This is a genomic window from Niallia sp. 03133, from assembly GCF_052663225.1.
In genome coordinates this window covers 317,132-332,375 of record NZ_JBQTCY010000001.1, presented here as the reverse complement: position 1 = coordinate 332,375, position 15,244 = coordinate 317,132, and the positions used below count along the sequence as shown (strand labels likewise).

At 35.0% G+C, this 15,244-nt stretch carries 14 protein-coding genes; 6 read left to right on the top strand and 8 right to left on the bottom strand.

Annotation, left to right across the window (positions count from 1 at the left end; genetic code table 11):
- Positions 1 to 721: 721 nt before the first annotated feature.
- On the bottom strand, positions 722 to 1,081 hold the full coding sequence (locus tag ACTYBU_RS01655; RefSeq protein ID WP_445486714.1) for a DUF1360 domain-containing protein: 360 nt from the start codon (positions 1,079 to 1,081) through the stop codon (positions 722 to 724).
- A 156-nt stretch (positions 1,082 to 1,237) separates the two neighbouring features.
- Here ACTYBU_RS01655 and ACTYBU_RS01650 point away from each other — a divergent pair, with 156 nt between their 5' ends.
- A complete protein-coding gene (locus ACTYBU_RS01650; protein ID WP_445486713.1) occupies positions 1,238 to 1,735 on the top strand; it encodes a CotY/CotZ family spore coat protein in 498 nt (165 codons plus the stop codon).
- A 319-nt stretch (positions 1,736 to 2,054) separates the two neighbouring features.
- Here ACTYBU_RS01650 and ACTYBU_RS01645 read toward each other — a convergent pair whose 3' ends face one another.
- From ACTYBU_RS01645 to ACTYBU_RS01635, 3 genes are all read right to left on the bottom strand, one after another.
- Positions 2,055 to 2,585: a CotO family spore coat protein gene (locus ACTYBU_RS01645; protein ID WP_445486712.1), complete on the bottom strand. Its 531-nt coding sequence runs from the start codon at positions 2,583 to 2,585 to the stop codon at positions 2,055 to 2,057.
- Positions 2,586 to 2,959: 374 nt separating this feature from the next.
- Positions 2,960 to 3,733 (bottom strand): enoyl-ACP reductase FabI, encoded by a 774-nt coding sequence (gene fabI, locus ACTYBU_RS01640; RefSeq protein WP_445486711.1) that lies wholly within the window; start codon positions 3,731 to 3,733, stop codon positions 2,960 to 2,962.
- A 297-nt stretch (positions 3,734 to 4,030) separates the two neighbouring features.
- Positions 4,031 to 5,881 (bottom strand): cation:proton antiporter domain-containing protein, encoded by a 1,851-nt coding sequence (locus ACTYBU_RS01635; RefSeq protein WP_445486871.1) that lies wholly within the window; start codon positions 5,879 to 5,881, stop codon positions 4,031 to 4,033.
- 827 nt (positions 5,882 to 6,708) lie between these two features.
- Here ACTYBU_RS01635 and prpE point away from each other — a divergent pair.
- The gene (gene prpE / locus ACTYBU_RS01630) at positions 6,709 to 7,446 is read left to right on the top strand and encodes a bis(5'-nucleosyl)-tetraphosphatase PrpE (protein ID WP_445486710.1); all 738 of its coding nucleotides are present in this window, start codon (positions 6,709 to 6,711) and stop codon (positions 7,444 to 7,446) included.
- 167 nt (positions 7,447 to 7,613) lie between these two features.
- Here the strand turns inward: prpE and ACTYBU_RS01625 are convergent, their stop codons facing one another.
- The 4 genes from ACTYBU_RS01625 to ACTYBU_RS01610 form a co-directional block, all read right to left on the bottom strand.
- On the bottom strand, positions 7,614 to 8,513 hold the full coding sequence (locus ACTYBU_RS01625; RefSeq protein ID WP_445486709.1) for an RluA family pseudouridine synthase: 900 nt from the start codon (positions 8,511 to 8,513) through the stop codon (positions 7,614 to 7,616).
- A gap of 24 nt (positions 8,514 to 8,537) precedes the next feature.
- Positions 8,538 to 9,332, bottom strand: coding sequence for an NAD kinase (locus ACTYBU_RS01620; protein WP_445486708.1), 795 nt, complete (start codon positions 9,330 to 9,332; stop codon positions 8,538 to 8,540).
- Positions 9,333 to 9,369: 37 nt separating this feature from the next.
- Complete coding sequence (locus ACTYBU_RS01615; protein ID WP_445486707.1) at positions 9,370 to 10,008, bottom strand: GTP pyrophosphokinase; 639 nt, start codon at positions 10,006 to 10,008, stop codon at positions 9,370 to 9,372.
- A gap of 76 nt (positions 10,009 to 10,084) precedes the next feature.
- Positions 10,085 to 10,459, bottom strand: a complete 375-nt coding sequence (locus ACTYBU_RS01610) for a UPF0738 family protein (protein ID WP_445486706.1) — start codon at positions 10,457 to 10,459, stop codon at positions 10,085 to 10,087.
- A gap of 749 nt (positions 10,460 to 11,208) precedes the next feature.
- On the opposite strand from ACTYBU_RS01610, the gene ACTYBU_RS01605 reads away from it, so the two are divergent.
- From ACTYBU_RS01605 to ACTYBU_RS01590, 4 genes are all read left to right on the top strand, one after another.
- Entirely contained in the window at positions 11,209 to 11,793 is a 585-nt protein-coding gene (locus ACTYBU_RS01605) for a CYTH domain-containing protein (protein ID WP_445486705.1), read from the top strand.
- Positions 11,794 to 11,936: 143 nt separating this feature from the next.
- Positions 11,937 to 12,557, top strand: coding sequence for a lytic transglycosylase domain-containing protein (locus ACTYBU_RS01600; RefSeq protein WP_445486704.1), 621 nt, complete (start codon positions 11,937 to 11,939; stop codon positions 12,555 to 12,557).
- A gap of 443 nt (positions 12,558 to 13,000) precedes the next feature.
- Positions 13,001 to 13,408: a globin domain-containing protein gene (locus ACTYBU_RS01595; RefSeq protein ID WP_445486703.1), complete on the top strand. Its 408-nt coding sequence runs from the start codon at positions 13,001 to 13,003 to the stop codon at positions 13,406 to 13,408.
- Entirely contained in the window at positions 13,408 to 14,280 is an 873-nt protein-coding gene (locus ACTYBU_RS01590) for a ClpXP adapter SpxH family protein (RefSeq protein WP_445486870.1), read from the top strand. The genes ACTYBU_RS01595 and ACTYBU_RS01590 overlap by 1 nt, the downstream gene beginning before the upstream one ends.
- Positions 14,281 to 15,244: the final 964 nt, after the last annotated feature.

Sequence of the window (15,244 nt, the reverse complement as noted above, 5' to 3'; positions counted from 1 at the left end):
ACCAATTTTTGTAAATTTTTTCAGGCTGTTTTCGTACAGATTGTTGCTTTTAAATTCGCAGCCTGCATTCGCTCCTGCAGCGCCCTAGTCTTTCTCGCATTCCCACAAGAGTCTACGTGTATACAGGCTGCTAAGTGCCTTCTCCCATTTTTTATATTAAAAACAACAAACTTTGAGAAAACAGTCTTTTTATATAACCGCACATCGTTAAAAGAAATTCGTAAATTGACTGCAAAAAGAAGCCCATAAAAAAAGAATTCCACTAATTTTCAGAAGAATTCTTTTCCTTTAAGGCATGAACATATAAATTTAAATTTTTTTATAAAAGTCTTTTCGTAGCTATACGGGTGCTTTCGCTTTTCTTATTGTCCAGCTTCAGCACCCAGCTACTCTCGTTCTTCCCTCTCCTCCTTACGATAAGTCAACATCGAATCACTTCGTTCTTCGTGTTTCCTTTATCTCATTCAGAGCGCTCCAGTCCGCTCGTAGCTAAACGGGTGCTTTCGCTTTTCTTATTATTTTGATGTTTTTCTTCCGCAGCCGCAGCCTGATTTCTTTTTCTTTTTCTTTTGAGATGTTGTTTTTACTGCTTGTGCATTTTTTTCGCTTTTCTTGTAATTCATTTTCTTTCCCTCCTAGATACATAATCAAGGTGCTTTTATATTCTATGTTAAATGAAATATGCTTGTGTAAACATCTTCCCTACTTTCTTAAAGATTCCTTATTCGTCAGGAAGCACTCTTTGGAGCAGTGCTTCAATAAGCGATGCCGCTCCTGCAATCGCAAATACAAGAATAAATGGAGTGCCTATAGCTGGAAGAAAAAAATATAAAAACGTTAAAAAAATAGCTGACCAAACTCCAGTACACCAATAGCAGCTAATCAATTCACCAAAAAAACCTCTAACCTTGCCGGCCTTCGGAACATAATATATTTCATCTTCTCCAGTTTCATTTTTTTCCATTATTTCCTCTACGACCATATTTCTTATAAATTCTGTAATTCTGTCATAAACCATTAATCTTGTGATCCGGAAGCTTGCAAGTATTAATAAAATAAAATCCATTGCATGAATATTCACACTTCCCCTCTCCTTTTCAATTATTTTGAAAAAAAACAAAGGCGAATGCCTAAATTTCAAGAAAAAAGGCGTCTGTCCGTAACCCATAAGGCCCTTTAGCAATATGTTAGTAGTGTAGTATCACAAAGAAAGAAACAAACAAGGAGGAAATCAATTATGGGTTGTGGAAAAAAAGACGATATTCACGGTACATCTAGCTGTGTTTGCGAAGTGGTTCGTGCCATTAAAGATATCCAAGATAATGCTGAAGACAATTGCGAGTGTGAAGCAAACTGTTTTTCCGAGCCATTAGGTTCGATAGTTTCACCAGCAAGAAGAGAAAAAGCAGATACTCGTGTATTTGTATTAAAAACAGCTGACGGATCACCATTTCATGCATTCTTTAGAGGAGACGACTGCGCATGTGTGTCTATCTTCTTCCGCGTAGAAGATGTATTTGACAACTGCTGTGCTGTATTGCGTGTTCTTGCTCCAGTCAAAAGAACTTCATCAGGACAAGAAACACTAAATATTGTAGAAGATTGCTGCATTGATCTAAAAAAAGTCTGTGCAGTAGACGCCTTCCGCCGTACAAGTGACTGCATCACTGTTGACTTAAAATGCTTCTGTGCAGTACAATGTATTGCTGATGTAGACTTAGATATTTGTGATTAATCATCTGTGAGATGATCTTTTATACAACCAGTCCCATACGGCTGGTTGTTTTGTATTGCAAAAAAATAGCTATTAACCTCCTTTCCAAATAAAAATCTTTATGTAATCCATTTTATGCTTTTTCTTTTCACCTCATGTTAATGTACAACTTAGAAAATAACAGCTACATAAAATTGTCATAATTCATTCTAAAGCGAAGTTGATTCCTCTTATTGATGTCTGTATAAAATAGATCAGTGTTATATGTAATTTTATACAAAATAAAAACCCCATCTAATTCATTATTAGATGAGGAAACATCAAAATGACTGATCGACAGTTATATCCCAATCATTTTTACTTCTTGAATATTTTTCATAGTAATTTTCATGACGGATTCATTCATTAATTTAAGCTGAACAGTTTGTTCATCTTTTCCAATGATAAACCCACGAACATTCTGGTTATCCGTTATTATTATACAAGGCACAGGAGGAAGCTGTTTTGGAAAATTAAGAAGATATGCAAGCTTTTCGTCAATATTCATATCTTTAAAACTTTTTAATCTTCTAAATGCAGGTTTTTTTTGCTGTTGGTTGTTTCCATCATTTTGTGTATTGTTATTGTATTCTTCAATTTGTTTTTGTACATCAGATACAGTTTCTACATGAAGGACTTTTTTTTCTTTTTCCTCTTTTCCCTTTTTTTGAACCTGTATTTTTTTCTCTTCTTCTTGCTGCTTTAATAATGCTTTTTGTTTTTCCTGCATAGCTTTTTTGACTGAAAATGTAGCCTGCATCGTATTATTAACAACCGGATGATTTTTCTGCACATAAAGCGCTGAAGTTTTTTCTTCTTTTTTCTTTGACATGACATCACCTCCTAAACTCCATCTTCTAAGTAAATGCCTATCTTCTTTTCTTCAGAATCCGCTACTTCTTCTTAATGTATGCTGACAGCTTTCAATTCGTTAAAATCGTTCTCTATTTAATACTATTCATAAGGAGCTTTTTTTCATGCTTTCAATAGGTTGTTTTCCTCGTTTTTAAATGGATTTTTAATAATTGAAGCAGCACTAGTTCGTAGAACATTTTAAATGATGGGGGATATGATTCATTCTATTAGATCTTTTAACGTTTTACATGTATTTACCGCAAGAGAATTTCAAGAAAAGAGGAATTATTTTAAATGGGGGTAAAATGAAAAAACTTTATTTCTCTTATCGAAAAATAAAGCTTTTTATGATTAAGAAATAATATGGTACCCTGAATCTACATGAATATTTTCACCAGTAATTCCTCTTGCAAAATCACTGAATAAGAATACTGCTGTATCGCCAACTTCTTCTGGAGTAGTTGTTCTTCTAAGCGGTGCTTTCTCTTCGATTTCTTTTAAGATGGAATTGAAATCGCTGATACCTTTAGCAGATAGTGTACGAATCGGACCAGCAGAAATGGAATTGACACGAATCCCGTCTTTCCCTAAATCAGAAGCTAAATAACGTACGCTTGCATCTAAAGATGCTTTTGCAACACCCATTACGTTATAGTTTCTAATTGCACGCTCTCCGCCTAGGTATGTTAAAGTTACAATGCTTCCGCCTTCTGTCATCAACCCTTTTGCTTCTTTCGCAACAGCTGTTAGAGAGTAAGAACTAATATTATGAGCTAATAAAAATCCTTCTCTTGTTGTATTCATATAGTCGCCTTGCAACTCTTCTTTATTGGCAAATGCGATACAATGAGCGACACCATGGATTGTACCAACATCTTCTTTAATGGTTTCGAAACATTTTGCAACTTCCTCATCTTTTGTTACATCACAAGGAAGAACGATGCTGTCATTTGCATCTAATGTTTCCACTAAATCACGAACACTTTTTTCCAATCTTTCGCCGGCATACGTAAAAATTAAACGAGCGCCCGCTTTATGAAGAGATGTAGCAATTCCCCATGCAATACTTCGTTTATTAGCAACACCCATGACTACATAAGTTTTGCCTTTTAATGAAAAAGTCATTCTGTTTCCTCCTATATACTATTACAAGTTATTAGTACCTAGTGCTAATTTTACTACAAAAACAATAAAAAGAAAAGCACTGTTCCTATAGGGTTTTTACTTATTTTTCCTGGAATGTTCACAATAATAAGCTACTTCCCTATTGTACTATTTATAATTTCCATTCAACTATAGCGGTAAACGGATGGTTTGTCCTCTAAGCACTCATTTTGCCTTGGATAGGAAAACGGCAAATGCCAGAGTATCTCCATCCAATGTTAAAGCAGCTGCATCCATGCACAGCTGCTTTCTCTCTTTTTATTCACAAAATTCCAGCTTCCGTTTTAAATCGCGGACATATTCTTCTGACCCTGTTACAATTAAATGATCATTGTAATGAAGCTCCGTCCCTCCATGGGGAACAACGGAATCACTTCCTCGGAATATCCGAACAAATATCACATCGCCTGTAAATGGAAATGTACGTAATGTCATTCCTTCAAAATCTTTATTTTTCAATCGTATTTCATGTAAGGATGCTTCATTATTTCCTATTAAAGAAAGAATTCTAGGCGACTGAATTAAAGCTCCTAATAATGCTTTGGTAGATGTTAGCATAGAAAATACTTCAATCCCTTCATTTCGCAAGGACTCCTCTTGTTCGATATCTTCCATCCGGCAAATAACTCGCTCTACACCTGCTTTTTTTATAAAACTGCTCATTTCTGCATTTTTTTTCATATCCCCTGTTGATACTACTACAATATCAGATGATAATATTTCCATATCCCCTACTATCTCTTCTGAATAGCTTTCTAATTCATTGACCTCAAAAAGAGAATCTGCAATTTGAAAATCCTGCTTTTCCTGTTTTTTATGATAAAAAGTTATTTCGTATAAAGAAGATTTTAAATCTCGATACACTTGCATGGTAACTTTATTAACGCCAATAATGGAAACCTTGATAGTTTTTTCGCCAACCTTTTCTTTTGGAAAAAGCTTTTTAAATACAATTGGAGTAATAATACAAGAAATAATAGCGACTAAAATAAAGATCCCGCTCATTTGTGACGAAATAATGTTCATTCTTTCACCAATAGTAGAAGCTGCTATTACCAATGATAAAGTAGACGTCAGCAAAAATCCGGATGAAATCACTGTTTTTGGATCGTACCACTTTTTTAAATAATAGACAGGAATCAATTTACTTACCAGCAAAGCCACTAATAGAAGCGGAATAAACAATAATAGCTTTATGTCTGTAAATAAGGACCATATGTCCATTTTAACGCCGACCATTACAAAGAAAATAGGGATTAAAAAACCATAGCCAAATGAATCGAGCTGATGAACTAACTCTTCATTTGGAGAAAGAAGCGAAACTAATACTCCTGCTAAAAAGGCGCCTAAAATATTTTCAGCTCCCACTGTCTCCGATAATGCTACTAAAAAGATGATTAATGCGAATACTGCTCTTGTGCCGATTTGCACGGTTCCTCTTGAAAGGGAATCGGCTAACTTATTATTTTTAAATTTTCTGCCTGCAAAATATAAAAGAACTCCTGCAGCAAATAAAATAAGCAGTAGCCATGTATTCCCTTCACTTTCATGAATTGATGCAAAAACAGCTAAAAGAATCATTGTCACTAAATCTGCTATGACCGCGACCAGTAAAATAATCTGTCCAATTGCAGACCTCATAATATTTGCTTCTTTTAATGTTGGTACAACCACACCTAAAGAAATTGTCGAGATGATAATCGTCATCAAAAAGGTGCTTTCCACAAAACCAGCCAATACAAATAAGAAACTTAACACAATAGAAAGAATTAAAATTCCGACAAAAATGAAAAATGATGTTGAGAACGAATTTGGCTCCAACTTCCCATTCGGAAGCTTCTCTCTTTTTTTACTATTTGAAAATGCTGTAAAGTCAATTTCCAATCCACTTAAAAACATTAAAAAAATAAACCCTAATGTGGATAGTGTCCCTAGCCACATATCTTGCTTTACGAGGTCAAATCCACTCTTTCCAATTATTAAGCCCATTAAGATTTCCGCAACTACAACAGGAATTACATTCAGTTTTAGTCGGACAAGTATAATTGGCGTTAGCAATGCCACGATAATTACAATCATCAATGATATAACGGATGCTCCATGTTCCATTCTTTTCCCCCTTATCTTTTCACTTTCCTTCATTCTTGTTTTAATTAAATAAATTTTCCCCATATGCTGCCGCATAGAAATAATTAGCTTCCTCCATTGCGGATTTTTTTAACTGCTCGGGCTTTCTTCAAAACTGTTTTCTCCAGTTCCTTAAAAAATGCAGCTTGAAATAATGAATCATTTGTAAAAATCATTCACTATTAATTCTAAGTTTACATTTTGTAAAGAGTGGAGGAAAAAAAATATAATTAATTCTTCCTTTTATCACCCTTTCAGAAAATATATGTTTTTTATAGTAACAAATCTTTTTCTGTTTGTCGTTAAAATACTATTATGCTTAATTTTTCGAATTTTTTTAAAAGAATAGCATTCTTGCTATAGACAATAATAACTTCTAAAATGAAGTCAGTTGAAAATGAAAGATTAAAACAGCCTGAAATAATATTATTTTCCCTATAAATAAAAAAGTAAACCACTATATTTTTGAAAAAGCATGATAAGACTTTTTCAAAAATAGTTTTTCCTTATTCAGAAAGGTTAAAATAATAACAACAAATGCTTTTGTTTTAGAGTTGTAGACAAAATATTTTTTGTACAAACTTCAGGCTGATCGAAACTTGAAGGGTGCAAGTCAATCGACTAAGACATTAGGACGTGGCGAATTAGTCGATTATCCATGGTTGAGTAGGTTGAATACTGAGTAGTTCATCGTCTGTTATCCAGTCATGAGCACCCGAGCAAGGCGAACAACAAAGAAATCGAGCGTTTGTAGACAGCCAGCTTTATATATTATGATAATAGTACAACTTGTACAGATGGAGGTTTTTATGAAATTAGATATTATCGGCGATATTCATGGCTGCTATGAGGAATTTAAGCAACTTACTCATACATTGGGATATGATTGGGCACAAGGTTACCCAGTTCATCCTCATAACAGGAATCTTGCATTTGTTGGAGATTTAACAGATCGGGGTCCTGCTTCCCTTAAAATAATTGAAGTAGTATGGAATTTAGTGAAAAACGAGCAGGCATTTTATGTGCCTGGAAATCATTGCAATAAACTTTACCGTTATTTCTTAGGGAATACTGTTCAAATTAAGCATGGATTGGAAACAACTGTTGCTGAATTGCATCAGTTAACAAGTAAAGCGCAAAAAAGAATAAAAGAAAAATTTATGGAGTTATATGAAAATGCACCATTATATCATATTTTAGATGATAAAAAATTAATTATTGCTCACGCAGGAATACGAGAAGATTATATAGGAGACTATTCTAGTAAAGTAAAAACATTTGTATTATACGGAGATATTACAGGAGATACACATGAAGACGGCTTCCCTGTAAGAAGAGATTGGGCACAAGAATATCATGGAGAAGCCACTATTGTATATGGTCATACTCCCGTTAAAGAAGTACGAATCATTCATAATACATATAATATTGACACAGGAGCAGTATTTGGCGGCAAACTGACAGCTTTGAGCTATCCAGAAATGGAAAGTGTATCGGTGCCATCAAGTCTGCCTTACATAGAGGAGAAATTTCGGGCAGTTTATTAAAATGGTTGGTTGTGTAGGAAAGAGCTGTTCTAAAAACCATCTAAACATAAAAAAGCTGCACTTCCTATTGTTACAAACAAAAAAGAAAGTGCAGTTTTTTCTATATATGCTTGTTTGTGTTATCGACCTATAGCCCCAAAAAACACCTATTCTTGTTATCATCCAATTTAATCGGCTTTCTCTTCCACTATCAAATCATTCATATCTTCAGGCAAAGAAGCGGAAAAAGTTAATGGCTTCAAAGTGATTGGATGATTAAATTCAAGCCTTGAACAATGCAAAGCTTGTCTAGTTAATCGATCTCTGCTTCCTCCATATAAGTCATCGCCAATCAGGGGATTTCCTATATATGATAAATGTACTCGAATTTGATGGGTCCTACCTGTATCTAATTGTAGTTCTACGAAAGTAAAATCAGAATAATTGCGAAATACTTTATAACGAGTTCGTGCATATTGACCGTCACTTCGCACCTCTCTTTTAATGATGCTATCGTCCATACGGCCAATAGGCTCTTCAATAACGCCAGCTGTTAATGGCAATTTCCCTTCAGCAAAAGCACTATAAGTCCTTTTTACGGTACCCTGCTTTTGCTGCTTGCTTAAAAGATGATGGATATGCCTATGTTTAGCTATTAAAACAAGACCAGATGTATCTTTATCTAGTCTTGTCACAATATGAACGGTAGAATGTATTCCTTTTTCCTGATAATAGCCTACTACTCCATTTGCCAAACTTCCTTTTGGATGATCTCTTGAAGGAATTGAGCTCATTCCATCCCTTTTATTAACAACTAATAATAACTCATCTTCATAAAGGATGTTTAGGGGGATTTTTTCACCTATAAGGCCATCACTAGGATCTTCGTGTGGAAAAACAACGTTTAAACGATCATGCCAGCGAAGAATATAACGAACATTTTCTTCCTTATCGTTTACTGTAATTTTTCCACCTTGAAATTTTATGGCTGTTAAAGCTGTTTTAGAAACTTCTTTTATTTTTAAGTATTCCTTAATTGTAATGCCTTCTTCTTGTTTATCAATGGACCAACTTAATTGAAATGCCACCTTTATCTGCTCCTGTCAAAACCATTATTCTGAAATAAATGAATCATGCACTCTTTTCCAAAATGGAAAGGATCTGAATCTCGCAAAACGGATCTTTTCATCTGCGACGCGATATTGTATGGATTTCACTTCTTTATGCAATAAAGTAAGATGATCAATTGATATTTGGAAATTCGGTTCATTTACTGGCTTTAACACACATGTATGATGTGCAGGCAGTATTAACGGAGAGCCGACTGTTCGAAATACACGGTTATTAATCGAAGCAACTTCTGCTAATTGAATCGCTTGGAGCGATGGATGCACAATCGCTCCACCTAAAGCTTTATTATAGGCTGTACTGCCTGATGGAGTCGAAATACATAAACCATCTCCCCTGAATCTTTCGAAATGCTCTCCTCTAATTTCCACGTCCATCACAAATGTGCCTTCTATGCTTTTAACAGCAGATTCGTTTAACGCCAAATATCTTGTTTCTTTTTCTTCTCCTTGATATTTTACAATTACTTCTAATAAAGGATACTCTACAAGCTGATAAGGTGTTTTCGCTATGGCTATCACAAGCTTCTCTAAATCATTTGGCGTCCAATCTGCATAAAAGCCTAAATGTCCAGTATGCATACCAACAAATGCTGTTTTATCTAGACGGCTGCTGTATCGGTGAAATGCATATAGAAGTGTTCCATCCCCACCAACAGATATCACAATGTCAGGCTCTTCCTCATCGTATTCTAGTTCAAAATCGAGCAAGTATGTTTTTATAATAGCTGCTAGATTATCTGATTTTGAATCCCCTTTTGAGGTAACGGCAAATTTCATTGTATTATAGCTCCTCTTTCGACATTTTTATGAATGGCTATTTTTTGCGGTTATTTTTAATTTCCTTTTTTCGATTAAAAAATGCTTGCGCTTCTTGTATTTCTCCCCTAATTAATGACATTTCTTTATCAAGACGAAAAGCTGCTTCAGCAGCACTTTGCAATCTCATTTGAATGTCTTTCGGAAATTGGCCTTTATATTTATAATTCAGCGAATGTTCAATGGTTGCCCAAAAATTCATCGCTAATGTCCGAATTTGAATTTCCATAAGAATTCTTTTTTCCCCGTTTACTGTTTGTACAGGATAGGTTATCACCACATGATAAGAGCGGTAGCCGCTTTCTTTTTTATGTAAAATGTAATCTTTTTCTTCTACAATTTCAAAATCATTTCTTTTTCTTAATAACTCTACTACTCTTATAATATCATCTACAAACGGACACATCATACGCAGTCCAGCGATATCCTGCATTTCTGTGTCTAATTTATCGAGTGAAATCCCTTTTTCATTGGCTTTATCCAAGATGCTTGCAATCGGTTTTACTCTTCCCGTTACAAATTCAATAGGAGAATGTTCATCCTCTTGGTCAAATTGGCGTCTCATTCCTTTTAATTTAACCTTTAGCTCGTCAACCGCTTGTTTATATGGGGCTAAAAACTGCTCCCAATGCTTCATATGTATAACACCCCATTTTTCATGGTCCTAGTTATGTTTTGTATTTAAACATTATACAGGGATGAGCAAAAAATGTTTATTTTTCTAAAAATACAGTTCCTACTGCTTTTTCCATTTCTTCCCCATAATTGCTATTTCCTTCGATATTTTCCACTAAGTAGTTTAGCTCCTCAAAAAACTGCTCCAGTAAAACTTTTTGAGTGCCATTAGTTAAAAACACAGGCAATGCCAATTTTTTTCCTTCTTTTATTTCGTTCCACCATTTATTCCCAATTACTAAATAGACATAGCGATCTTTTTCTTCTAATAAATAAATAAAACTTAGCGCATCCGAATCTACAAGCATTTGTCCACTTGCATTATATTCATCAATGGAAGTAGATTCTTCTACCCCAAGAATAAGTTCATTATTTTTTATTTCCAGGTTAATCAGCTGTAATTTTTGATTCATTTTTTCAACCTCCATACTATTCCCTATTTTACCACATAGATTTAATTTCTCCTAAACATTGAAGTTAAAAACCAACAAAGAGATAATAAGAAAAGCGCAAGCACCTTGATCATTGCCGTACGGACTGAAGGGACTTTGACTGAGATAAAGGAAACACGAGAAGCGATAGGGAATCGATGTTGACTTATCGTAGGGAAAAGTCCTGAAGTACGATAGGCAATAGGTGCTGGAGCTAGACAATGAAAAGCGCAAGCACCTTGATCATTGCCGTACGGACTAAAGGGACTTTGACTGAGATAAAGGAAACACGAGAAGCGATAGCGAATCGATGTTGACTTATCGTAAAGTACGCCAGTCGTTGAGCGCTGGAGCTAGACAATGAAAAGCGCAAGCACCTTGATCATTGCCGTACGGACTAAAGGGACTTTGACTGAGATAAAGGAAACACGAGAAGCGATAGCGAATCGATGTTGACTTATCGTAGGGAAAAGTCCTGAAGTACGATAGGCAATAGGTGCTGGAGCTAGACAATGAAAAGCGCAAGCACCTTGATCTTTGCCGTACGGACTAAAGGGACTTTGACTGAGATAAAGGAAACACGAGAAGCGATAGCGAATCGATGTTGACTTATCGTAAAATACGCCAGTCGTTGAGCGCTGGAGCTAGATACTCGGCTAAGTCTGAAATAATATAATTTCTGGTATTATAAGAAAAGATAGAGTATCAATGGAAAAGGAAAGGATTTTATTATGTCGCAGAATATTGAAATTGAGTTTAAAAATATGTTAACAAAACAAGAATATTTGGGGTTAATTGAACATTTTCAAATACAAGAAAAAGATTTTTTTCAACAAGAAAATCATTACTTTGATACAGCTGACTTTTTGCTAAAACAAAACAAATCAGCATTAAGGATCCGAAAAAAACAGAATGCATATGAATTAACATTGAAACAGCCTCATTCAGAAGGATTGCTTGAAACAAACAAACTGCTGACAAAAGAGGAAAGCAAAGCCATTTTTCAAACGGGGAGCATTATCTTCGAACCATTTGTTTCCATTTTAACAAAAATGAATATAGCTCCGAAAAACATTTGCTACTTTGGGTCCTTAACAACGATTAGAGCAGAGAAAGAAATTGGAAATGGTTTACTCGTTTTGGACCATAGTTTTTATTTAAATGAAGAAGATTATGAGTTAGAATATGAGGTAAGTGATGCAAAAGAAGGACAAGCCTCTTTCAACAAAATACTGGAATCCTGTCAAATACCTGTACGACAGGCAAAAAATAAAGTACAGCGATTTTACTTAAAAAAGCACGAACAACAAAAATAAGCTTAAAAAATAGGCATCATCCCATTTGCAAGTCTTTCCAAGCTGATGAAAACATTTATCGCCTTGAGATTGTAAGAACAAGATTAGGCTCTTTCCTACTCTTATACAAAAAAATATCTTCATGACTGTAATGGAGGACGTTCATGAAAATTAATTCAATAAAAACTATGCTTGAATTACAGGCACTGCAAAACTTAACATCTGGTAATTCAAATAATACTGGCAATTCATTATTTCAAGAATTATTAAGCGCCATAACTTCCAAGGATGAATCTACTTCTATCCTGCCAATCAATATACAAAGCAATACACTTGGTTATTCAGCAAACGTCATGAATAATAATGTCTCTTTGCTCCCTAAAAGCTTAACAAAATTTAACAATACACCAAGTAACTATCAAGATATTATTAGAGAAGCTGCTGCTGCCTATCATGTACCTGAAAAACTAATTAGCGCTGTTATTAAAGTGGAATCCAATAATAATCCAAATGCAACCAGCTTTGCAGGGGCTTCTGGTCTTATGCAGCTAATGCCTCAAACTGCAAAATCATTAGGAATAGAAAATATCTTTGATCCTGCCGAAAATATTATGGGTGGAACAAAATATTTAAAACAAATGCTTACTAAATATAATGGAAATATTGAATTAGCCCTTGCTGCCTATAATGCTGGTCCAGGAAATGTAGATAAATATGGCGGTTTGCCACCATTTAAAGAAACACAAAACTATGTTGCGAAAGTGAAGCAGCAATTTATTGTTTAATTATCCAGGCTGTCGAGAAACGCTCAATTTCTTCGTTATTCACCGTGGTCGGAGCCCATTACCCAAACACTAAGATTTAGCTCCTTCCGAGTATCCGTGCCTCGAAATATAAATTTTTTCGATCAGCCTGTTGTTGCTGCGACGATTTACAACCTAATGTCCCATCTTAGTTAACAATGGATATTTTGTGTCGCCATTATCTTTCTAAATAGAAGCATACAAAATGAATCATTCCTCTATCCTGAATAAGCATTAATCGATCAATTATTATCAAAAAAATTAACATCAATCGACAATCTCAGCTAATTTCCTTTTTATTTCAAAGCTATTTATTTGTACAATGAATTCGGCATTGTTAAAATATATAGGAATAGTTGTTAGCAATTATCATGATATTATTAATAATGATAGAAAATACATGTATGCATAAAGGAGTTTTTTTGATGGTCGAGAAAATGCCCACACCTTTTGAAGTTATTGGTGAAAACACATTAAGCAGACTTGTAGATGCTTTTTATAATCGTGTAGGTCAACATCCTGATCTAGCTCCTATTTTTCCAAAAGACTTAACTGAAACAGCCCGCAAACAGAAGCAGTTTCTTACTCAATATTTAGGAGGTCCCGCTCTTTATACAGAGGAACACGGTCACCCAATGTTAAGAGCGAGGCATTTGCCGTTTGCCATTACAGAAAAACGTGCGCATGCCTGGTTAGCATGCATGCATGCTGCAATGGAGGAAATACAATTGGATCCAAGCATTCGCGAAGGACTTTTTTCAAGACTTGCTTTAACAGCAAAACACATGATTAATTCGGAGGAAAATGAAAATAAAAAAGGTGATTACTCGTGATAGAAAAAGAATTGTCCACATCCAACCCGAACACAGCTTATGAAAATTGCCAAGACAGCAAACCACTTGAAATTTATATGTTTATTGACCCTTTATGTCCTGAATGCTGGGCGTTAGAACCGATAATTAAAAAACTGCAGATTGAATATGGACGATATTTTTCTTTAAAACATGTTTTAAGCGGAAGCTTAGCATCGCTAAACTTAAGCAGAAAAGCAAGGTATGAAAATATTGCAGAGTTATGGGAAAAAACAGCGAGTAGATCAGGCATGTCATGTGATGGGTCTGTTTGGCTGGAAAATCCCATCGTCTCTCCTTACCTAGCCTCGATTGCTCTAAAAGCTGCCGAACTGCAAGGAAGGCGATCTGGAATCCGTTTTTTAAGAAAATTGCAGGAAATGCTTTTTCTCGAAAAACAAAATGTCGCAACATTTGAAGTGTTAAAAACTTGTGCAAAAAGTGTTGGCCTGGATGTTATAGAATTTGTTGCAGACATCCATTCAGCTAGTGCTGCAAAAGCTTTTCAATGTGATTTAAGGATTACAACGGAAATGGAAGTAACCGAAATTCCAACACTTGTTTTCTTTAATGAAAATATTGAAGAAGAAGGAATTAAGATTACCGGCTATTATCCTTATGAGATTTATGTTCAAATTATTGAAGAAATGCTGCAGGTTTCCCCAGAAAAAGCAGAGCCTCCTCCATTGGAAAGCTTTTTAAAATGCTTTAAACTTGTTGCATCAAAAGAATTATCTGTTGTCTACAATAAATCGATTCATGAAATTGAAAAAGAAATGAAAAAGCTTCAATTAAAGCAATTAGTAGAACAAATCCCCGCAAAATATGGAATGTTTTGGAAATACATTAAATGAAATAACGTAAGGATGCAGCTCTAAATATGCTGCATCCTTTTTTTTTAAAGAGTATACTAACTTTCATTTTAGTTATTGTGACGGGAGATCAATCAAAATAAATGAACAATAAAAAAGGGCTTGCTGTCTCAAGGCAAGGCCTTTTTTTATTATTACGAACAAAGGGGATGGGAGAAATTTTTCACTGTCAAACAAAGGGGTATAAGTTTGTTTGTGATTAATTTCACAACATAATAATAACACAGCTATATGGTTAATATCAATATGTTTGTGATTTTATTCACAAAATAGTCACATTTACTTTTCACTTTTTTTCATATACGTTTTCTTTTTTACATATAGTTACTAGTAAAGAACTTATCCATTTTTTCATGTCTCTCTCCATCTTCCTTAATCAAAAGGATCTGTTAAACTACAATGTTGATATTCACGAGAATCAATGATCAAAAAAAAGCTCTTTTCGTATAGATTTTTGTTTGTTTAATCCGCAGATTGAATACGCTTCCACGGGTGACCTGTGAGACTCTTCCCTCGTACCTCGCCCTGCAGAAAGCGAGCGATAAGTTTCGGAAAACCTATTAACACTCATGTACTTATTTTCAGGGTAGACACCCATGCAAAAAAATTTGAACCCAGAAGAATGAAAAGAAGCAGTATCTCTATTTTTTAGCGCAGAGCAGCCGGCATACACAAAGACTCCTATGGGATTAGCGGGACAGACGAGACCCCGCAGGAGCGCCAGCGACGAGGAGGCTCGACGCCCGCCCCATGGAAAGCGAAGTGTATGCCGGCTGTGGACTACTCACTAGAACACCACTTTTTCAGAGTAGCCGATCAAAAAATAAATGAAAGAGAGGAATATAATTTGAAAAAGATACTGCTGACATTCTTTCTCCTATTAATTGTGTTTTCCTTTGTCTTAAATATATTCGGATTAATGAATCTATTTCCACTATTGGTCAGC